Consider the following 20996-nt stretch of genomic DNA (forward strand, 5'->3'; position numbering starts at 1 on the left):
GCAAATCGATGCGGCCCCGCGCCCCTGGGGGCACGCCCCTAGCGGCGCGCCCCCAGGTCCTTCTTTCCGCAGGCCACGCCGTCCTTGTTCCTGTCCAGTTTCAGTGGGTCGTCCTTGCCGTTGAGCTTCAGGCGGCCGTAGTCGTTCTTCTTGAGCCAGTCGCAGCGGGACTTGGCCGTCGCCTTCACGGTCGGCGGGAAGTGCGTCGGAACGCAGACGTTGGCGGAGCCGTAGTGCCGGTCGCAGCCGGAGACAGTCGGGCTGACCTTCTGCGCGGCCCGCTTCTTGCCCGGCTCGGTGACCTTGCCGGACAGGTCGTCGGCGAAGGAGTGGACGTGCGCCGAGGCGTCCGTCGCGCTCAGGGCCGCGGGGCCCTGCAGATGGACCCACTTGGCGACCGAGGGCACGCCGTTGGCGTCGACCGCGAAGAGCATGTACCAGCCGGGCGGGGCCAGGTTGGGGTTGCTCGTCACATTGAGGTCGATGTTGTTGCCGTCGACGGACAGCGGCAGGTCGACGAACCGCTGGTTGGGGTCCGAGGAGTGGGTGACCGCCGCCGGACGGATCAGCTCCGCCTTGGCGATGGGCCGGTCCACGGTGATCCGCTGGGTGTCGCCGTACGTCCACTCGGTGTCGATCACCGAAGTGATCGTCGGGCGCTGGCCCTTGAGGAGGTAGGGCGGGGTGTAGATGGACACGTTGTGGTTCCAGGAACCGTTGCCCGGGTTGTCACCGGTGGTCATCACCCGGCCGTCCGGGAGCAGGAACGCCGAGGAGTGGTAGCCGCGGGCCTCCGGGTCGGCGGCGACCTGGTCGAAGGTCTCTGTCTCGGGGTCGAAGATCGACGTCTCGTAGACGGGGTCGGCGCGGTTGTGCAGGGCGCCGCCGGTCTCCAGCACCTTGCCGTCGGGCAGCAGGACCGCCGAGACGTACATCTTGCCCTGGGCGCCGGTCTGCGGCACCGGTCCGTTGCCGAGGTCGACCGTGCCCTGCGGGATCGGCGGCCCGGCCACGTACGCGGGGCTCGGCTGCTTGAGGTCGATGATGTCGGTCAGCCGGTTGCCGTCCGGGTTGGAGTCGATGTTGCCGCCGCCGAGGGTGAGGACCTTCTGGTCCTGCGCCGGGGGCAGCAGCACGCTCGCCGACTGGTCCCGCTCGTCCTTGTTCTGGAGCCCCGGCACCTGGGTGACGGTGTTGGCGCCGTAGTCGTAGATCGCGGAGCCGGTGCCCGGGATGTTGTTGCCGAAGACATGGCTGCCGGAGTAGAAGAGCCGGCCGTCCTGCATGAGGATCATGGACGGGTACAGGCCCCAGTACGACCAGGTCTGGTTGACCTTCCACAGTTCGAGCCACTTCTGCTCGGCGTCCGACCAGAGTTCGGCCGTCACCGAACCGGTGGAGTCCTCCTTCAGTCCGCCGAAGGAGATCACGTCACCGTTGCCGAGGATCGTCGCCGAGGGGTACCAGTGACCGTCGTTCATGTCGTTGGTCTTGGAGTAGGTCTCGGTCGCGGGGTCGAAGATGTACGAGTCCTTGTATCCCTGGTAGCCGATCGTGCCGTCCGCCGACGGATAGCCCTTGTTGCCGCTCATCACCAGCACGCGCCCGTCCTGGAGCTGGACGTGGCCGGCGCAGAACATGTCCTTCGGGGTGGGGACGATCTTGTAGGTGCCGTTGACCGGGTCGTACACCGCGGAGGTGAAGGTGCCCGCCTCGAACATCTCCTCGCTGTTGCCGGAGCCGGCGATCAGCAGCACCTTGCCGTTGTGCAGCACGACGGAGTGCATCGAGCGCACCGGGTTCTGCACCGGCAGCACGTCCCAGCGGCCGTTGGCGCACTCCGCGGCGGTCCCCGTGCACTGGGGCGGCGGGGTGACGTCGGGGACCTGCTCCATCGTGTAGTCGTCGGTGGTCGCCGAACCGGTGCCGTACACGGAGACGCCCCAGCTGATCCGGTCGGTGCCGGCCGGGACCTCCGGGGTGCGCACGGTCGCCTCGGTCCACGCCGAGGCCATGTCCAGCGTCTTCAGGTCGGTCCAGTACTGCCAGCCGGCCGTGGTGTCGTGGCGGAACAGGGTGAGGTTGGCGTCCGGGGTGGTGGTCTTGTACCAGAGGCCCAGGTCGTACTGCTTGCCCGGCGACACCGCCGGCGCGCAGGACGCCGACTCGGTGATCAGTGCCTTGCGGTCGCCGTCGACCCGGCGGGTCAGGGTGACCTTCATCGCCTTGGAGCCCGAGTGGGCGTCGGCGACGGTCTCGAAGCTGAAGTCGTTGTCGCCCCAGCCGGACTTGGACCAGCAGAAGGGCATGTCGCCACTGCCGGCGGTCTCGAAGCCGGGGTTCTGGACGAGGTTGGCGGCGGAGGCGGACTGAGGTGTGGTCAGGAGAAGCCCGGCGGTGAGGGTACCCACCGCGATCAGGGCCGTTCTCCGTCTGTGTCTCATGCGGTGCTCCTTGCTGTGCGGCTCCTGTGCTGCTCCCCGCCGGAGGTCCTGCGGGGCAGGTAGACCAGCGCCTCGGTGGCTGCGAAGCGCAGGACGAACGTGGTGACCAGGGCGAGCGCGGTCGCGGACAGGGCTCCGAGGTGCAACTGGTGCACGAACAGGGCGATCAGCGGGATGCGCAGCACGAGATCGGCGTTGGCGAGCAGCGCGAACCGGCCGGCGCGGTCCCACCAGCGCCGGTGCACACGTCGGTCGCGGAAGAGCAGGTGCTCGATGAGCAGGAAGTTCCAGGCGACCCCGAACTGGTTGGCGACGATCTCGGCGGGCAGGTAGTGCATGCCGAACCCGGTGAGGATCCACAGGGCGAGCAGGTTCGGTACGAACCCGGAAGCGCCGATCAGGCCGAAGCCGACCATGCGGGCGGCCGGGGTCGCGGTGCGCAGGCCCGCCAGGTGACGCAGGAAGCGCAGGCCCTCCTGGGCGGTCGACTTGGACTCGCCCGCGAACCGGTCCTGGAAGACGAACGGGACCTCGGCGACCTGGCGCGGGCGGCTGCGGACGGCGAGTTCGAGGAGGATCTTGTACCCGAGCGGCTTGAGGACGTCGGCGGTCACGGCCTGGCGGCGCAGCGCGAAGAAGCCGCTCATCGGGTCGCTGATGCCGTGCAGCCGTCTCGGGAAGAGGGACTTGGTGAGCCAGGTGGCGCCCCGGGATACGGCGACCCGGTAACTGCCCGCTAGCCCGGCCCGGCTGCCGCCCTTGATGTACCGGGAGGCGACGACGAGTTCGGCGTTGGACCGCTCGCCGGTGGCCACCAACTCCGGTACGAGGGACGGCGGATGCTGGCAGTCGCCGTCCATCACGACGATCCAGTCCGAGGTGGCCGCTTTCAGTCCCTCCACCACCGCGCCGCCGAGTCCGCCGACCGGCTCGTCCCGGTGGATGACGGCCACCGGGAACGGGCAGTCCTGCGCGGCCGCCTTGATCACCTCGGGGGTGTCGTCGGTGGAGTCGTCCACGAAGACCACCTCGCACGGCAGCCGCGAGGGCACCGACTCGGTGATCTGGTGCAGCAGTTGACGGATGTTGGCGGACTCGTTGAAGGTCGGTACGACGATCGTGACCGCACCGGGCTCCGGGACCTCGGCCGCCTCCAGATCCGCTGCCGGTGTCGTGTAGTCCTGGCTCATCGGACGCCTCCCGCGGGCTGGATCTGCCGGATCTCGATGCGGTCGTCGCCCTTGCCGAAGACGGCGACGGGCGTCGAGTGCTCCATGGCCGCCTTCACGTTCGGCAGGTCGGCCGCGTCGCGCCGTACGGTCGGGGAGGCGACGACGTAGTCGATGTCGCGCCAGCCGCGGGGCATGGTCTTGGTGACGGCCGGGTCGAGGTCGGCCTTGTAGAACCAGATGACGCCTTCCCCGGGCCGGTACCCGGCGTGCACCAGGTCCAGCCAGAGCGCGTCGTCGACCAGGACCCGGGTCTTCGCGGGCTCCTCCACCTCGGTGCTGAGCCACTTCGACGCCTCCCGGTAGGGGGCGTTGGCGTCGGCGGTGACGGCCGTGCGGGCGCCGTCGTACCAGCGGGGCACGACGTAGGCGCCCGCGCCGAGGGCGAGGACGGCCGCGAGGGTGTAGCGGCCCGCGGGGTGGATCCGGCCCTTGCGCAGCACGGCGTGCGCGACGGAGGCGGTGCCGCCGGCGAGGACCAGGGCGAGGAAGGGCAGCGCCTGGATGATGTACATCGCGGGCAGGTAGCCGCTGGGCCGCATCGCGACCAGCGCGAGGATCGCCACGGCCGCGCAGGGCCCGGCGAGCGCGCGGGCGGTGACCGACCAGCGCCAGGTGGCGAGCAGCAGCAGCGCGCCGGCCAGGCCGCCCAGGGGCAGCACCCGGTCGTAGTACAGCCACGACTGGAGCACTCCGTAGGAGCCGGACCCCTCGTCGAGGATGAAGCCCGAGCCCGGCCGGGTCATCTGGTACTGGATGCCGTCCCACAGCGACACATGCCCGCTGCCGGGGAACAACTCCCCCTTGAGCAGGGCGAAGAGGGGGTACGACAGGCCGATCAGGGCACATGCGGTGATCGCGCCGGTGACGGCGAACTTACGGGTGTCGCGGTGGCTGTGGCGCCACATGGTGACGAGGATCGCCGGGAGGACGAAGAGCATCGTCTCCTTGGTCAGTACCGCCGTCGCGGCGGCGATGCCGGCGCCGAAGTGGTGCCAGAGGTGCCGGTTCGGGGAGGCGGCGAGGGTGAACGCGAGCAGCGTCCACATCACGGCGAGGTTGTCGAGGAAGATCTCCCGCTGGAGGACGACCGACAGCGGCGACAGCCCGAACAGGACCATGCCGAGGCCCGCCGCCCAGCGCGGCAGCGACAGCCGGCGGCCGAGCACGTACACCAGCACCGCGCTGATGCCGCTGACCACCAGCATCACGGCCCGCATCGAGCCGACGGTCATCGACTCGGGGCTGATCAGCGAGGGTATCCAGGTCAGCAGGGCGATCTGCATCCAGCCGAAGGGCGGGTGGTCGTACCAGTAGGTGTAGTGGGCCAGGCCGCGGCCCTCCTGGACCGCCCAGGCCTGGGCGAGATAGGTGCCCTCGTCGTCGCTGAGCGTCGGGTAGTCGGCGATGTTCCAGCCCTGGACGACGAGGATCGCCACGAGGAGGACGCCGCAGAGTATGAGGTCGGGCCGGGAGGCACGGAGCCTCTTCGGCGGGGCCGTCCGGCCGGTCGAACCGGTCTTGGGCGCAGGCTGCCGCTGCGCGGGGACCTCGGTGGTCACCGCGGGGAGGGTGGACGTCACGCGGGGATGTCCTCTCGGATCACTTCGGCCGGGGTGAGGTGTGCGCCGACATGGGTGGTCAACTCCCAGTCGTTACGGCCGCGTTGCTCGCGCCAGACGGCGCGGATCGCGGCACCGGCGAGCAGCACCTGGTAGAAGGGGCCGCCGATGATCAGCTTCAGGTAGTGCACGAAGCGGACGCGCAGTCCGTACTGCTTGCCGAAGTCGTGCAGTCCGACGAGCTCGAAGACGAAGGTGACGAGCGCGGTGACGGCCGGCAGGAAGGTGATGAAGGCGACGGACACCGGTACGTCGAGGAAGAGGGCGATCGCCACGTTGAGCGGGATGATGATGCCGGAGAACGCCTGGAGGAACGGTGTCATGAGGGTGTAGCGGGCGAGCAACCGCTGGCCGAAGCCGGGCAGTTGCTTCCAGTCCTTCTTCCGGTAGACCTGGAGGAAGCCCTGGTTCCAGCGGGTGCGCTGCTTCAGCAACGACATCAGGCTGCCGGGCGTCTCCTCCTTGGTCACCATGTCGGAGTCGTAGGCGACGACGACCTTCTTGCCGACGCTGGAGAGGCGCACGCCCAGATCGCAGTCCTCGGCGAGGCAGTTGGGGTCCCAGCCGTCGGCCTGGCGCAGGACGTCGGTGCGGACGAAGACGGTGTTGCCGCCGAGCGGGATGAACCCTTTCTGCGCATGCAGATGCAGCCGCGAGCGGAACCAGAAGAAGTACTCCAGGCAGTTGCGCAGGCTGTACCAGCTGGAGTGGAAGTTGATCAGCTGCACCCCGCCCTGGACCACGTCGGCGCCGGTGGAGCGGAAGGCGTGGTCGACGTGGGCGAGCAGCTCCGGGTGGACCTGGTCCTCGGCGTCGAAGACCCCGACGACGTCGCCGCGGCAGTGCGGCAGCGCCGTGTTCATGGCCTTCGGCTTGTTCTTCTTCTCATGGGTGTCGACGACGACCCGGACCCGCGGATCGCGGTCCGCGGCCCGTTCGGCGACCGCGGTGGTCTCCGGGTCGTCGTGCCCGACGATCACGATGATCTCGAAGTCGGTGTGGCTCGACTCCAGCAGCCGCTGGATGGTGTGGTCCAGCACGGCCTGTTCGTGCCGGGCGGGCAGCAGCAGCGAGAACGACAGATGCTCGCCGCCGTCCGGTCTGCTGAACCGGGTGGAGGCGAGCACCTCGGGCGTGCGCCAGGCGTGCATCTGCCACCACAGGGTGAACGCGGCCATCCAGAACAGGGCAAGCGAAACGACAGCGATGAAGACAGACGTGAGCAAAAGATCCCCCCAGATCCCCAAATCCCCCTGTCGCAACGGGCAGTTACACCCGTCGCGTCACTGTGCAGAGATTAGGGGGGAACTGTGAAGCGCGAGAGCTGTTCCGATAAATAGCGTGTTTCGGAACGGTGCGGCGCCTAGCGGGATCTAACCGAACACATGCGCAATCTGGGCAGGGAAATTTCGCCCCTGCCCATCTCGGATCGGACCGTCTCAGCCGCTCAGCGCCTCGCGCAGGCGCTCCGGATCGGTCGTCGGGGCGTCACAGGTGAAGTTACGGCAGACATACGCGGCCGGTTCACCGCCGACCAACGGCCGCCCCGCCAGCAGCGGCAACTCGTCACTCTCCGCAGTTCCGGCGGCGACCACCGCGCCGGGAGCGGTGCCCAGCAGCGCCGTCCGGTGCAGCGCGCGGGTCGCCGGATCGTCCAGCGAGGGACCGACCACCGCGACCTCCCTCGGCCCGTCCAGCCACGCCTCGGCGGCGGCGAGACCCCAGCCGATGAACCGCGGCACCCGCGGCCCGAGCGCCTTCACCACCCCGAGCGCCCGCTCCGCCGCGCCGCGATGCGGCTCCGCCCCGGTCTGCGCGGCATAGCTCAGCAGGGCGTTCGCCGCGGCCGTCCAGCCCGAGGGGGCCGCGTTGTCGGTGGGGTCCTGCGGCCGGCGGATGAGCCGCTCGGCGTCCGCCGCCGTGTCGAACAGCGTCCCGGACTCCTCGTCGACGAACCGGGTCAGGACATGGTCGAGCAGAAAACCGGCGAACTCCAGCCAGACGCCCTCCCCCGTGACGGACGCCAGCGCGAGGAAGCCCTCGGCGACGTCCGCGTAGTCCTCCAGCACCCCCGCGTTGGCGCCGACCTTGCCGTCCTTGCTGGTCCGGGCCACCCTGGCGTGCTCGTCCAGATGCACCCGCACCAGCAGATCCGCCGCGCACACCGCGGCCTCGACCAGGTCGGGGCGGTCGAAGTAGGCGCCGGTCTCGGCCAGCGCGGCGATGGCCAGCCCGTTCCAGGCGGCAACCACCTTGTCGTCCCGGCCGGGCGCCGGCCGCTCCGCCCGCGCGGCGAGCAGCCGCTCCCGGATCCCCTCGATCCTCCCTGCCTCGAACACGCCCTCCTGCTGCGGGAGTTGAAGTACCGAGGCGCCGTGTTCAAAGGTGCCCTCCTCGGTCACCCCGAAGTACCGGGCGGCGAGTTCGGCGTCGTCACCGAGCACCTCGCGCAACTGCTCCGGGGTCCACACGTAGAAGGCGCCCTCGACGTGCTTCCCGCTGCCGTCGTCGCTGTCGGCGTCGAGCGCCGAGGCGAACCCGCCCTCGTTCGTGCGCAGTTCGCGCACCATGAAGTCGGCGGTCTCCAGCGCGACCCGCCGGGCGAGTTCGGAGCCGGTGGACCGCCACAGGTGGGCGTAGACCCGGCACAGCAGCGCGTTGTCGTAGAGCATCTTCTCGAAGTGCGGCACGACCCACTCCCGGTCCACCGAGTACCGGGCGAAGCCGCCGCCGAGCTGGTCGTAGATGCCGCCCCGGGCCATCCGCTCACAGGTGTCGGCCGCCATCTGGAGCGCGCCCTCGGCACCGGTGCGGGCGTGGTGGCGCAGCAGGAACTCGATCACCATGGACGGCGGGAACTTGGGCGCGCCCCCGAACCCGCCGCGCTGCTCGTCGTACTCCCGGGTGAGCCCGAGCAGCGCCTTCGCCAGCTCCTCATCGCCCGGCACCTGCGCGTCGCCGTAGGAGATCTCCCGCCCGGCGAGATCCCGCACGATCTTCCCGGCCACCTCGGCGACCTCGTCCCGCCGCCCGGTCCACGCCTGCCGCACCCCCTCCAGCACCTGCCGGAAGGAGGGCATGCCGTGCCGCGGGGCCGGCGGGAAGTAGGTACCGAAGTAGAAGGGCTCGGCATCGGGCGTGAGGAACACGGTCATGGGCCAACCGCCCTGCCCGGTGGCAGCCTGCACGGCCTCCATGTAAACGGCATCGACGTCGGGCCGCTCCTCACGGTCGACCTTGACGCTGACGAAGTGCTCGTTCATGTAGGCGGCGACCGCCTCGTCCTCGAAGCTCTCACTGGCGAGTACATGGCACCAGTGGCAACTCGAATACCCGACGCTGAGCAGCACGGGTACGCCCCGCTTCCGCGCCTCTTCGAATGCCTCCGCCGACCAGGGCCACCAGTCGACCGGGTTGTCGGCGTGCTGGAGCAGATAGGGGGACGTCTCGTGGGCCAGTCGGTTCGCCATGGACCCATCGTGCCCGATGGGCGTCCGAAGACGTGGGACGGCCTGCCTCTGAGCCCCATTCCGTGTGCCCTGCCCCGACCACGTCAGGGACGTACCGGCTCCAGCCGGGAACGGTCCCAGGTGTGGTCCGCCTTCCGCCCTGGTCGCACGAGACAGTACGCGAAGGCCGACGCCACGAGGCTCCGCTTCTCTTCGAGCGTGATGTCGCCGGCCTGCCACCGCCGCCTCGCTTCAGCGGGGAGACCTCCGCGCTGGACGCTCTCCTCGAAGAGCAACTGTTCGAGTGTCTCGTCCGCCAGCGGCCCGCTGATGCTGCATCTCCCGCAGTCACGGCAGGAGTAGACGTACGGCTGCGTCGGCTTCTCCCCTTCTGGACGCAGAGGGCACCGCGGCACACCGTCCCGTCCGCGCCCTGTGCCCCGCAACGGAGGAAGCCGGTGCCGAGGTGCCGAGCCGCGGTTCGCGGAGTTCCGGTGAGCCGGGGAGCGCCACTGCCCCGATGCATGAACAGGCTCCCAGGGGAGAACGTGGAACACACCAGGCGCCACTGCTCGGGTCCGATGATGGGTTCCCACAGGCCGAGCACCGGCTCACCGGTCTCCGGTACGAGCAGCAACTCTCCTCTGTTCGCGCGAAATCCGCACACCCTGGGCGCGGTGATGATCTGGGTGACGGTCTGCCCGTTGGGTCTGCCGCCTCGCGTACCGGTGACTCCGGACTCGGCCCACTCACGGGCAATGGCCCGAACGGCCTTCCCCGCGATGCGTTCCGCGACCGCGCGCTCCACCAGGCGCGCCTCCTCCGCGTGCAGGGTGATCCGGTCCTCTCGCCAACCGAAAGGTCGTGGCCCGCTGTGCGGTACCCCTTCGACCGCTCGGGCCCAGTGCCAGTTCGCCAGCCGCCTGCTCCTGACTTGCGTCTCCGTCACGGCCGCGTCCAACGACCGTGCCGCCGCGAGAAGCCCTTCCGGGGAGCAGGGATCTCGAACACCCTGCGGATCGAGGTAGATCCGCCCCGGGACGCTGGTCAGTGCGGCGAGGAACCGGGCGAAATCCTCCGGGCGGCGATAGAGGCGGTCGTCCGCCACGCAGGCGACGCCTTCGATCTGCCCGCCGCCGTCCACGCAGCCTCGCGACAGGTCGGTGAGCAAGCGCTCGAATCCCGGCCGCGCCGCTCCCGCCTTCGACGCGCTGCACCCGTTGTCGCTGTAGACGGCGATCACTGTGCAGCCGTGCTCCCGCGCGGTCCGCTCGTTGACCCGAAGTTGGTGCCGCACACCGTGTCCGTCACGCCGGCGAGAGTCCTCGGACGTCCGCGCATAGGAAACAACAGGGATCAGACCGTCGGCCCCACCCACACCATCGCCACACATGGCCCGGCCCCCAGTTCGTCATTCTGTCCGACAGCCAGAAGAACGAGCGGACTACCCCGTCGTTACTCGTAGGCCTTTGCGTTGATCGCCCTCTCGCGCTCGCGCCTCGCCCGAAGGACACTCGTGGACAGGGAAGTTGCCGCCGGAGGGGGACGTGACATGCGGGACGGCCATCGGGCGGATGCCGAGCGGCTGTTGGCTCGGGCCGTGGAGGAGGAGGTGCGTCGTTCGGGCGGGCGTACCGACGGAGGTGTGCTGCTGTCCCGGGCGCGGGGCGCGCTGGAGGCGATGGCGCGGACGGCGGAGGAGGAGTACGAGGCGTACACACGCGCGCTGGACGCGTCGGAGGCCGGACGGCTCACCTTCGGGCAGCGCTACGCCCGCGAGGGCGGAGGGACTCCGCTGCTGGTCGCGGGGGTGGCCGGGGTCGCCGCCGTGGTCGCCGACCTGGCGCTGGGCACCGGTACCGGGACCGCGCTGGGCGCGGGGGTGGCGGTGGGCGTGGTCGGCGCCGCCGCGACGGTGGTGAAGGTGGCCGGGACGCATCTGCCGGCCGCGCATCACCGGGCCGGGGAGGCGGGGCAGCCCGGCGGGGCGGAGCAGTTGCGCCTGCAGTGGCTGACCGCGCTGGAGGTGCGCGGCATCCGGCCCTTCCTCGATCAGCAGCGGGTGCTGAGCGCGTCGACCGGACCGAAGCCGTCGGGGCCGGCGCTGCGCGGCACGGACAAGAGCGCGGCGGCGCGCGGTCGGCGCGTGCTGGAGCAGTCCTTCGCCCAACTCCCCGAGCCGGACGATCCGTTCGCGGGCCGGCGGCAGGAGCTGGCGCGGATCCGGCAGTGGGTGCAGGCGGCCCGCGCGAGTACGCGGACCCGCCCGACGGTCGTCGTCCTGCACGGCGCGCCCGGCAGCGGGCGCACGGCGCTGGCGGTGCGCGCGGCGCACGATCTGCGGGACCAGTTCCGCGGCGCCTGCGTCGTCGACCTGCGCGGCGACGCCACCGAGGAGGCGCCGCTGTCCACCCGGGACGCCCTGCTGCACCTGCTGAACCGGCTCGGCGCGCCCCGCGAGCAGTTGCTGTTCCGGGAGCGCTCCTCCCCCGACCAGCAGGTCAAGCGGCTCGGCGAGCTGTACCACCAGCATCTGACCGGTCTGCCGGTCACGATCGTGCTGGACGACGCCAGTGATCCGGAGCAGGTCCGCGCCCTGCTGCCCGAGCGCTCCGACAGCCTGGTCCTGGTGACCGCCCGCCGCCCCCTCGGCCTGCCCGCCGATCTGCCGGCCCGGGTGCACGAGCTGCCGGTCGAGCCGCTGGCCGCGGCGGGCGCGGAGGAACTGCTGGGCTCGGTGGCCCAGGACGCCTCGGGCCCCTACGACGCCGAATCCGCCGACGACATCCACCGGTTGTGCGGCGGTCTGCCCCTCGCCCTGCGCATCGCCGGCTCCTCCCTCGGCCCGCGCTCCCCGCGTCGGCTCGCCGCGGACCTCGGCGCCTACGGCCCGGTGGAGCCGGTCGAGCGGGTGCTGTGGCTGCGCTACACCGACCAGTCCGAGACCGGAAGACGGCTGCTGCGCCGGCTGGCGCTGGCCGGCCGGACCTCGCTCGGCGCGGCGGCGGCCGCCGCCCTGCTGGCCACGGACGAGGCGGAGGCCACCCGTCATCTCGTCGCGCTCGCCGGGGCGGGCCTGATCGACCACGTCCGCGGCAACCGCTACCGGCTGCACGGCCTGGTCCGCGCGTTCGCCCAGGCGCGGCTCCTGGACGAGGAGGAGCCGGCCGAGCGCACCGCGGCGCAGGAACGTCTCATCGTCAACTACGCCGACCTGGCCGACTCGGTGCTCCGCCTGGTCGACGGCAACATGTCGACCCGCTCCGACCGGTTCAGCCCGCACGGCTTCACCTCCCTGGACGAGGCCCTGCGCTGGCTGGACGACGAGTCGAGCTTCATCACCTCGGCGCTGCGGCACGCGGACGGCGTCAACCAGGCGGCGGTACTGGAGCTGCTGGGCGCGCTGTGCGACTACTGCCTGCTGCGCGGCGACCTGTACCGGCTGGGCGAGATCAGCGAACTGGCCCAGGCGGTGGACCAGGGCCTGCTGCTGCGCTCGGTGCAGTGGCGGACCGGTATCGCGGCCCGGCAGCTGGGCGAGCTGGACAAGGCGCGGACCACGCTGACCTCGGTGGTCGACCTGTACATGGAGGCCCACCACGACGCGGGCGCGGCTCGTGCCCTGTGTTCGCTGGGCATCACCCTGCACCACCAGGGCCAGCTGGCGGAGGCGGCCCGCAAGCTCCGCGAGGCGCTCGACCTCCAGGCGTCGCCGCACCTGGCCACGGACCGCGCCTGGACGATGCACGCCCTGGCGGCCGTCGAACGCGACCGGGCCCATCTCTCCGAGGCTCTCGACCTGCTGACCCGTTCCCTGGAGCTGCACCGCGCGGGCGAGTCCGTGCACGGCGAGGCGTGGGCGCACTTCCAGCTCGGCCAGCTCGGTCTGCGCATGGGCGACGTCCCGCGGGCGGAACGCGAGCTGCGTACCGCTCTGGACCTGTACGGCCGTACCCACGACGCCCGCGGCGAGGCGTGGGCGATGACCCAGCTGGCGCGGGCCCGGCTGGTCGACGGCGACGCCTCCGCCGCGCTGGACGGGCTGCGGCAGGCGGCGTCCCGGCACCGCGAGAACGAGGACGCGCGCGGCGAGGCGTGGACGGTCTACTACCTGGGCCAGTCCCTGGAGGAGACCGGGAGCCTCGACCAGGCGGTCCGCGAGCTGGAGCGGTCCCGCACGATGTTCTCCCGGATGCGTGACGTGTACGGCCTGGCCTGCGCCCGCCACCACTCGGCCCGCGCCACCCGGGACCTGCGCGCGGCGCAGACCGGTTCGCTGCGCAACTCCGGCTTCGCCCGGCAGCTCCTGGTGGACGCCCGCGCGGACTTCCAGCGCATCGGCGTCGCCCACGGCGAGGCGTGGACCTGCCTGGAGCTGGCGGTGGTGGAGGCCGGGAACTCCCGCACCCCGCAGGCGCTCGCCCTGTGCGACGAGGCGACGGGCCTGTTCACGTCGTACGGCGACCGCCGCGGCGAGGACTGGTCCCGCTTCCTGCGCTGCACCCTCCTGCCGTACGCGGCCCCGGGCGGCGTCGAGGTCGGCACGGCGGTGGCCCAGGAGGAGCTGGCCCAGCTGTCCCGCGGCGGCCACGCGCTGCGGGACGGGAAGCTCGACGAGTACGTGGCGGCGTACCGCCTGCTGCTGGAGCGGGGCGTGAGCCTGGACACGGACTGGCAGGCCTGGCGCCTGGGCATGGTCCCGGACCGGCACGCGCGGGAGGTCATGGGGGTGGCCGTGGCGGGGTGAGGGGATCGCCTGACGGCACGGGGTCCCGGCTGGGAATGTGGTGGGGTGACCGATTTCGGGAGGAGTCCGAGTGGCACGTGATCTGCGCGCGCCCACGGGTCCGCCGGTAGTGAGCGGGTTCGTGGGACGCGAACGGGAGGTCGCCGAGCTGCGGGCGCTGCTCGCCGTGGACGACGAGCACCCGCCGCCCCTGATCCTGCACGGCCCGGCCGGCGTCGGCAAGTCCGCACTGGCCGCGGAGGCGACCCGCGATCTGGGGCTTCCGGTCCACTGGATCACGTTCGGCGACACGGTCGACGTCGAGGGCACACTGTTACGACTCCTGGCGGAGTGCGGGGCACCTCGGGCGCCGATCGTGCGGGCGGCTGGGATGACCGCGCGGAAGTTCGGCCGAGTGCTGCGGGATCAGTGCGCCGAGCTTGCCGTCGACCGTGTCGTGGTGCTGGACCATTTGAGTTCCTCGGTCGCCACCAAGCTGCTCGCGGTGTTACGGCGCTGCCCCCGGCTGAGGGTCGTCCTCACCGCCCGCAGGCCCTTCGTCCTGCCCAGGCGGAGCCACCTGCGGGAGGTCCTGCCGCTGGAGGACGTGGACGCCTTGTTGGTATCGGCCACCCTCGCCCGAACGTCGACGACCGAGCCCCTGACCGAACTGACCGTCGCCGCACACGGCCTGCCGTATCTCACCCGCATCGCCGGGGCTCTCGTGCGGGACGGACTGGAGGAGGTTCCGGAGGGAGTGTCCGGGCCGGACGGACTGATCGACCTCGCGTTGAAGCGGTGCACTTTGGACGAGTACCGCGCCCTGGAAGTCCTCACCCGGCCACAGTCCAGTGCTCCCTTTTCCCTGCGCACGGCCCTCAGCATGTTGCAGGTGCTCCCTGACCTGGTCCCGGGGAAGGAGATGGTGGACAGGCTGGTCGTGCGGCAGTTGGTTCAGTCCTGGAGCGGAGAGCACGAGTTCGTGCTTCCGGATCCACTGATCGGCGTCGTGCGTGCCCGAGCCCGGATGACCTCGGCGGTCAATCCCGTGCTGGCCGAGAGCGCGCGACACACCCTTCGGCACGCGGCGAGCCTGCTCGACGGCCGTCCCTCGGAGGGGCCGCCTGCGAGATCCGCCGACCGGCTCGGTCCGGTCGAACTGGCGGACCATATCGACGAGTTCATGCGTCTTGCCGTACGAGGGGGGCCGGACATCTCGGAGCCCCTGGCGACCGTCCTCGCCGTCCTCGGCGACGCCCACCGGCTCGTATACCTCCGCCGGAGGGCGGCCACGCCGTCCGTCACTCGTGAACTGGCCTCTCTGGCACGCGATCTGGGGCTGCCTGATGAGGCTCGGGCGCTGCTCATGGACGACGCGAGTGCCCGGGCCGTCCATGAACGGGCTGCGATCGAACACGAGTCGGGGCGTTTGAACGCCGCCCTGTCCACACTGGACGCCGGTCCCCCCACTACCGGCCACGCCACCCTGGAAGCGTGGCACATGCTGATCCGCGGAGCCGTGCTGTGCGACCAGGGCGACGCGTACGAGGCCCAGCGGCTGCTGAGCACGGCCGCCGAGCAGCACGACCGGTTCCAGTGTCGCCGCGGTCACGGCTGGGCCCTGCTCCATCTCGCGCGGACCCAACTGCTGCGCGGCCTGGCGGCAGAGGCCGAGGCACTGCTCGCCGACGCCGAACTGGAGCTGCGGTCCGTCGGCGATCAGCGCGGGCTCAACTGGGTCGCCACGGAGCGCATCCGGCTGCCGGAAGGGCTGCGCGACGACCCGGACGGGCGCGCCGCACTGGCCGCCCACCGGAAGGCGGACGACCTACGGGGCGTCGGCTGGACAGAGCTGTACCTGGCCCTCCGGTACGCCGTGGTGGGCACCATGGGGGCCGCGCACTCGACGCTGGACCGGGCGGACCGGACCTTTGTCAGGTGTCAGGACGCGCTCGGCTCGGCCTGGGCCCGCCACCGGCTCGCACTGTTCGGACCCACGGACACCGAGGCCGACTTGGGACGGTGGGAGGTGATCCACGAGCAGTTCCAGGACACGGGCTGCACCATCGGAACGGCATGGACGCTGCTGGAGTGGGCCTCCCGCGCCACCCCTGCCGAGCCGACGCAGAACCTACTGGCGAACGCGGCATCCCAGTTCCGAGCCGTGGCCAACGTGCGTGGCCTCGCCTGGGCGGAAGCCGTACGCGTGGTGCTGGTCGAGTGGAACACTCGTTCCGACCGCTCCACTCTCACCAGCGTGCTCCCTCCAGCCCTTCCCGACCGAGATCAACTGCTGCACCAGATCATGGCGTTCTGCGACGCCGGCGGCCCCCGCCACGGCCACCCCATCCCCTTCCACGCCCGCGACATCCCCGTCACCGTCTCCACCGGCTCCGATCCGATGAGCTTCCCCGGCGGCCCCCGCTGCCGGGTGCGGATCACGTTGCTCGACGAGTCCCCGACCGCCGACAGCACCGCCCGCCTCCTGCTGCGCGTCGCCCCCGACCCGGGACACCCCTGGGCGGCCGGAGGCGACGCCGCGCCCTGGCTGACGGTCACCGCGCTGCCCCTGACCCGCGCCTCCCTCGAACCGGCCTCCGCGCATCTGCGTCCCTCCGAGGAGGAGACCCACGGAGCGGAGTTCGACTTCACCCCGCACCGCACCGGAACGCACCGCCTCCGGTTCACCCTCGCCCTCGAACGCACCGGAACGGTCCTGCAACAGGTGGAAACCGAGCTCGACATCCTCGACCACGACCAGCCGGGCAGCCACGCCGCTCCGCACGCCGTCACCCCGCGCGGACGGTAGCCGCCGATGCCCACCGAACTCCATGTGCACGTAGTGCAGGACCCCAGCCGTGGCTTCACCACGCTCCCCGACCGGCTGACCCGCGGCCCGGACGTCACCGTCTGCCTGGACAGCCTGGGCGAGGACCGCATCCGGGCCCGGCTGTACGGTCCCGCCGTACCGCAGCTGCACGGCACCGAGCACCGCGTGGACCTCCACGTGCGCCCCGCCGACGTACGGGCCGCGGCGGCCCGTCTGTGCCGGCAGTGGAAGGAGCACTTCGTCGACCACCGGCCGGCGGGCGACGCCGAGAACGCGTACGTGAACCTCGTGGACCTGCGCTCCCGCCCGCCCGTCGAGGTGTTCGACATCGTCAACGAACTGGCCTTCGTCGGCTCGGAGTTGCTCTACGGCACACTCCTCGGCGGCACCGACGAGCGGGTCGTCCGCTTCCGTGACTACCTCACCGAGGCGCTGAGCGGCCGGGAGGGGCTGCGGGTCCGCTTCGATTCCGATCTGCACGTGCCGTGGCCGATGGTGTGCCTGGAGCAGCAGCTGCCGATCCAGCGAGGCGTACTGCGACCGCTGTTCGGCCTCTTCCTCGGCCACCGCCACCAGATCGAGCAGACCGGCGGCGCCTACCCGTGGCTGACCGGACTGCGCGAGGCCCCGGACGTTCCGGTCGTCAGTCTCAACCACGACGACCGTGTGGACCGCAAGGGCCGCACCCGCGCCGCGGACGTCGCCGCCGTCCTCGCCAAGGGCACCCGGTTCGTGGAGCGGACGACGCACGGCGAACTGGTCCGGGCGCTGGCCCGGCAGGACCTGTGCGAGCAGCTCATGTACTTCTGGTGCCACGGCCACTTCGTGGCGAACGGCTCCCAGCCCGCCTCCCTCGCCCTGAGGCTGACCGACAACAAGACCATCGACGCCCAGACGGTCCGGGACCGCAGGCGGCGCTTCGGCAGCGAGAGTCCCTTCCAGCCGTTCGTGGTGCTGAACGCCTGCCACGCCGGTGTGCCGGAGGGCGGTGGTGATCACAAGTTCCTGAGCCACGCGCTGATCGACTCGGGGGCCAGGGGTGTCCTGGGACCGCAGATCGAGATGCCGCAGGCCTTCGCGGCGGAGTACGCCCTGGAGTTCCTGACCCGGTATCTGCACGGCACGGAGACCGCCGGCGACATCGCGCACGCGGTCGCCCGGCACTTCGCCGACACCCTGCACAACCCCCTCGGCCTCGCCTACGCCCTGCACCACGGGATGGACACCCGCCTGGAGCGGGCCGACGCGCACACCTCCGACGCCGGTCAGGAGGTCGCCGTATGAGCGGGGTGCACATCGTCCGGCTCGGGGACGACGGCCGGCTCCTGGAGGAGACCCGGGGCGGCTTCGCCCCCGTGCCCGGCGACCGGCTGGCCGATCACTTCGCCGAGGAGCTGACTCCGCCGGAGTGGGCCACCGATGTGGTCGTGTACGCGCACGGCTGGCGCACTCCTCCGGAGGACGCGCGCGCCGCGGCCGAGGGGTTGCTGGCCCACGCGGCAGGACAGTACGAGCCCGCGCGGTACCCGGGTCTGCCGGAGTGGCGGCCCTGGACGGTGCTGCTGTGCTGGCCGTCGGGTAAGCGGCGCACCCCGGGCGAGTACCGCGGGATGCGGGACCGGGCGCACGCGCTGAGCACGGACGGGGACGCGGGCCGGGTCCTCGGGCAGTTGCTGGGGTATGTGGACGCCTCGCGGGGCGATCCGGCCGCGCCCGCGGTGCTGGGCAACCGCGAGGGGCAGTATCTGCACCTGGTAGGGCACTCATTCGGCTGCCGGGTGCTGTGCGAGGCGGTGCGGTGGGCGGTCGAGGAGCCGGCCACGCTGGGCTGGAGCACGCCCCGGCCACCGGACCGGCCGTTCACCGCCGACTCGATGCTGCTCTTCCAGATGGCGGCGCCGCGGGACGCGTTCGCGACGCTCTTCGACTCACTCGACGAGGCGCCATTGCACGGTCCCGTCGTGGCCACGTACGCACAGGCCGACCTCGCGGCCGGATTCTGGCATGTGCGCGCCGAGAAGCGGACCGGGATCGGGTACGCGGGCATCGGAACGGCGCCCGCGCCGGTGTCCGGGATCCGGATGCGCGGGACGACCGAGCCGTATCCGCGGGGCGACCTCGACCACCGGTTCGTCAGCGTGGACGCCTCGGAGATCTTCGTGCGCCGACGCGGCTGGTCGGGCGCCCACTCCGACCACGTACGGCCGGAGTCGGCGCACCTGCTGCTGTCACTGGCGGAACACGCCCGGTGAGGCGGGCCTGAGGTCAGCCCTTCGCCGCGGAGTCGCCCGGAGCGTCCGCCGGGGCTTCCGCCTTCGGGTCGGGGGCCTCCGTGAAGGCGACCCTGCCCATGTGCTTGTTCATCGACTTCATCAGGCCCCACACGGCCAGGGCCATCACCGCGAAGACGATGAAGCCGAGGACACCGGGGGTGACCTTGTCCTCGTCGACCTCCTTGGCGAGGGTGGCCAGGTGCGTCATTGCCAGGCTTGCGCTTGCGCTCATGTCAGGCATTGTCGCGGACGCCCGCGAAGAGGTCGTCCTCGGGGAGGGAGGTATCGACGAGGGACTTCGCCAGCTCGTACTCCTCCGTCGGCCAGACCTCCCTCTGGAGGTCCATCGGCACTCGGAACCAGCCGCCGTCGGGGTCGATCTGCGTGGCGTGCGCGATCAGGGCCTTGTCGCGGATCTCGTAGAAGTCGGCGCACGGGACGTGCGTGGTCAGCGTGCGCTCGGTGCGCTCGAACTCGTCCCAGCGCTTGAGCCAGTCCCCGTACGGCGACTCCATGCCCCGGTCGAGCATCGCCTGGTGCAGCGCCTCGGTGCGGGGGCGGTTGAAGCCCTGGTTGTAGTAGAGCTTGACCGGCTGGTACGCCGGGCCGTACTCGTCCTCCGGGTACTTCTCGGTGTCCGCCGCGCCCTCGAAGGCCACCATCGAGATCTTGTGGGTCATGATGTGGTCGGGGTGCGGGTAGCCGCCGTTCTCGTCGTAGGTGGTGATCACCTGGGGACGGAAGGAGCGGATCTTCCGGACCAGTTCGCCGGCCGCCTTCTCGACGTCCTCCAGGGCGAAGCAGCCCTCGGGCAGCGGGGGCAGCGGGTCGCCCTCGGGCAGGCCGGAGTCGACGAAGCCGAGCCACTCCTGCTTGACGCCGAGGATCTCGCGGGCCTCGTCCATCTCCTTCTTGCGTACCTCGTGGATGTGCTCCTCGATGTACTTGTCGCCCTGGAGCTTGGGATTGAGGATGGAGCCGCGCTCCCCGCCCGTGCAGGTCACGACCAGCACGTCCACCCCCTCGGACACGTACTTCGCCATGGTGGCCGCGCCCTTGCTCGACTCGTCGTCGGGGTGGGCGTGGACGGCCATCAGTCGCAGCTGGTCAGTCAAGACTCAATCCTCATAGGTCGGCGCCCCCGGTGTGAACGGGCGCATAAGGCAGCTTCTATAGTGACCGAATCGGGGGCCGAATAATTCCGGGGCCCGGCCCCGCCGAGAGGACGATCATGACCACGGCGAGCACGCGTCCGCCCAAGGGCCGCTACGGGCGTTCCTCGGACGAGCGCGCGGACCGCACGCTCAAGGTCGCCGCGGTGGTCCTGGGGACCCTGTTCCTCGGTCTGGTCGGATACTTCGGTTATCACTACGTGGCCCAGAACGAGATCAGCGCCGAGATCATCAAGTACGACTTCACCGCGAGCGAGGTCCAGGTGCATCTGGAGGTCCACAAGGACTCCGGCACCTCCGGCTACTGCACGGTCCGCTCCCAGGCGGAGAACGGCGCCGAGGTGGGCCGGGCGGACTTCCGCTTCGAGGGCGACGCCACCCGGATCGACGAGGTCGTCACGCTCCGTACGACGTCCCAGGGGTCGACGGCCGAGCTGCTCGGCTGTCACGCGGACTGAACCGCGGACCGACCCGCGGACCGACCCGCGGACCGAACCGCGCCGGATCCCGTGGGTTCCGACTTCATCACACCAGCGCTGACCAGCGTTGACGTAATTCTGATGGCTTATGTCCTCCCCTTGGCGCCATTGAATTGTTAGGCTCGTGGTTTCGCCCATCCGAGAGAGAACATTCTTCTGGGTAGGGCGATGCTTTGTATTCCCAGTACCGACGAGGAGCACCTGTGACCCAGACCAGCGAGTCCGTCACCTGGCTTACCCAGGAGGCGTACACCAAGCTCAAGGACGAGCTTGAGCACCTTACTGGTCCTGCGCGCACGGAGATCGCCGCCAAGATCGCGGCCGCGCGCGAGGAGGGCGACCTGCGCGAGAACGGCGGGTACCACGCGGCCAAGGAGGAGCAGGGCAAGCAGGAGCTCCGTGTGCGCCAGCTGACCCAGCTCCTGGAGAACGCCAAGGTCGGCGAGGCGCCCGTGTCCGCCGAGGGCGAGGTCGCGCCCGGCATGGTCGTCACGATCGCCTTCGACGGCGACGAGGACGACACCCTCTCCTTCCTGCTGGCCTCCCGCGAGTACGCCAGCTCCGACATCGAGACCTACTCCCCGCAGTCCCCGCTGGGCAGCGGCGTGATCGGGCACAAGGTCGGCGAGGACGCGGAGTACGAGCTGCCGAACGGCAAGAAGGCCTCGGTGCGGATCCTGAAGGCCGAGCCCTACAGCGGCTGACCCCGGCCCGCACACACCTGACCGTGCCCCCGGCGCCCCCGTGGCGCCGGGGGCACGGTCGTGCCGAC

Annotated in this window: 13 protein-coding genes and 1 pseudogene; 6 read left to right on the forward strand and 8 right to left on the reverse strand. The window is 70.9% G+C overall.

Annotated features, from left to right (window positions below; all coding sequences use genetic code 11):
- Window positions 1-38 precede the first annotated feature (38 nt).
- The 6 genes and pseudogenes from AB0E07_RS12905 to AB0E07_RS12930 all read right to left on the reverse strand — a co-directional run.
- On the reverse strand, window positions 39-2444 hold the full coding sequence (locus AB0E07_RS12905; RefSeq protein WP_362249540.1) for a galactose oxidase early set domain-containing protein: 2406 nt from the start codon (window positions 2442-2444) through the stop codon (window positions 39-41).
- Entirely contained in the window at window positions 2441-3634 is a 1194-nt protein-coding gene (locus tag AB0E07_RS12910; protein WP_362249543.1) for a glycosyltransferase family 2 protein, read from the reverse strand. The genes AB0E07_RS12905 and AB0E07_RS12910 overlap by 4 nt, the downstream gene beginning before the upstream one ends.
- Window positions 3631-5256 (reverse strand): phospholipid carrier-dependent glycosyltransferase, encoded by a 1626-nt coding sequence (locus AB0E07_RS12915; RefSeq protein WP_362249546.1) that lies wholly within the window; start codon window positions 5254-5256, stop codon window positions 3631-3633. The genes AB0E07_RS12910 and AB0E07_RS12915 overlap by 4 nt, the downstream gene beginning before the upstream one ends.
- Complete coding sequence (locus AB0E07_RS12920) at window positions 5253-6521, reverse strand: glycosyltransferase (protein ID WP_362249548.1); 1269 nt, start codon at window positions 6519-6521, stop codon at window positions 5253-5255. Before AB0E07_RS12920 ends, AB0E07_RS12915 begins: the two co-directional genes overlap by 4 nt.
- A 213-nt stretch (window positions 6522-6734) precedes the next feature.
- Window positions 6735-8765, reverse strand: coding sequence for a thioredoxin domain-containing protein (locus AB0E07_RS12925; protein WP_362249551.1), 2031 nt, complete (start codon window positions 8763-8765; stop codon window positions 6735-6737).
- A gap of 538 nt (window positions 8766-9303) precedes the next feature.
- A pseudogene (locus AB0E07_RS12930) lies at window positions 9304-10137 on the reverse strand (recombinase family protein); the annotation flags it as partial.
- A gap of 159 nt (window positions 10138-10296) precedes the next feature.
- Here AB0E07_RS12930 and AB0E07_RS12935 point away from each other — a divergent pair.
- The 4 genes from AB0E07_RS12935 to AB0E07_RS12950 all read left to right on the forward strand — a co-directional run bounded on the left by AB0E07_RS12935 (window position 10297) and on the right by AB0E07_RS12950 (window position 18552).
- Window positions 10297-13491, forward strand: coding sequence for a tetratricopeptide repeat protein (locus tag AB0E07_RS12935; protein ID WP_362249555.1), 3195 nt, complete (start codon window positions 10297-10299; stop codon window positions 13489-13491).
- Between the two features lie 121 nt (window positions 13492-13612).
- Window positions 13613-16279: an ATP-binding protein gene (locus AB0E07_RS12940; protein ID WP_362249558.1), complete on the forward strand. Its 2667-nt coding sequence runs from the start codon at window positions 13613-13615 to the stop codon at window positions 16277-16279.
- Between the two features lie 6 nt (window positions 16280-16285).
- Complete coding sequence (locus AB0E07_RS12945) at window positions 16286-17584, forward strand: CHAT domain-containing protein (RefSeq protein WP_362249561.1); 1299 nt, start codon at window positions 16286-16288, stop codon at window positions 17582-17584.
- A complete protein-coding gene (locus AB0E07_RS12950; protein ID WP_362249563.1) occupies window positions 17581-18552 on the forward strand; it encodes a hypothetical protein in 972 nt (323 codons plus the stop codon). Before AB0E07_RS12945 ends, AB0E07_RS12950 begins: the two co-directional genes overlap by 4 nt.
- Window positions 18553-18565: 13 nt before the next feature.
- Here the strand turns inward: AB0E07_RS12950 and AB0E07_RS12955 are convergent, their stop codons facing one another.
- Together AB0E07_RS12955 and mca are read right to left on the reverse strand one after the other, a co-directional pair.
- Window positions 18566-18814, reverse strand: a complete 249-nt coding sequence (locus tag AB0E07_RS12955; protein WP_362249566.1) for a hypothetical protein — start codon at window positions 18812-18814, stop codon at window positions 18566-18568.
- A complete protein-coding gene (gene mca, locus AB0E07_RS12960; RefSeq protein WP_362249569.1) occupies window positions 18807-19688 on the reverse strand; it encodes a mycothiol conjugate amidase Mca in 882 nt (293 codons plus the stop codon). The genes AB0E07_RS12955 and mca overlap by 8 nt, the downstream gene beginning before the upstream one ends.
- A 116-nt stretch (window positions 19689-19804) precedes the next feature.
- Here mca and AB0E07_RS12965 point away from each other — a divergent pair, with 116 nt between their 5' ends.
- Both AB0E07_RS12965 and greA read left to right on the forward strand, forming a co-directional pair.
- On the forward strand, window positions 19805-20203 hold the full coding sequence (locus tag AB0E07_RS12965; RefSeq protein ID WP_362249571.1) for a DUF4307 domain-containing protein: 399 nt from the start codon (window positions 19805-19807) through the stop codon (window positions 20201-20203).
- 224 nt (window positions 20204-20427) lie between these two features.
- Window positions 20428-20928: a transcription elongation factor GreA gene (greA, locus tag AB0E07_RS12970; RefSeq protein WP_362249574.1), complete on the forward strand. Its 501-nt coding sequence runs from the start codon at window positions 20428-20430 to the stop codon at window positions 20926-20928.
- The last annotated feature ends 68 nt before the right edge of the window (window positions 20929-20996 follow it).

The organism is Streptomyces sp. NPDC048002, assembly GCF_040653275.1.
Lineage (GTDB): Bacteria > Actinomycetota > Actinomycetes > Streptomycetales > Streptomycetaceae > Streptomyces.

Coding starts and splice junctions, on each gene's coding strand:
- AB0E07_RS12935 (WP_362249555.1), top strand. CDS start 10,297: ATGCGGGACGGCCATCGGGCGGATGCCGAGCGGCTGTTGGCTCGGGCC.
- AB0E07_RS12945 (WP_362249561.1), top strand. CDS start 16,286: ATGCCCACCGAACTCCATGTGCACGTAGTGCAGGACCCCAGCCGTGGC.
- AB0E07_RS12965 (WP_362249571.1), top strand. CDS start 19,805: ATGACCACGGCGAGCACGCGTCCGCCCAAGGGCCGCTACGGGCGTTCC.
- AB0E07_RS12910 (WP_362249543.1), bottom strand. CDS start 3,634: ATGAGCCAGGACTACACGACACCGGCAGCGGATCTGGAGGCGGCCGAG.
- AB0E07_RS12925 (WP_362249551.1), bottom strand. CDS start 8,765: ATGGCGAACCGACTGGCCCACGAGACGTCCCCCTATCTGCTCCAGCAC.
- AB0E07_RS12950 (WP_362249563.1), top strand. CDS start 17,581: ATGAGCGGGGTGCACATCGTCCGGCTCGGGGACGACGGCCGGCTCCTG.
- AB0E07_RS12955 (WP_362249566.1), bottom strand. CDS start 18,814: ATGCCTGACATGAGCGCAAGCGCAAGCCTGGCAATGACGCACCTGGCC.
- AB0E07_RS12905 (WP_362249540.1), bottom strand. CDS start 2,444: ATGAGACACAGACGGAGAACGGCCCTGATCGCGGTGGGTACCCTCACC.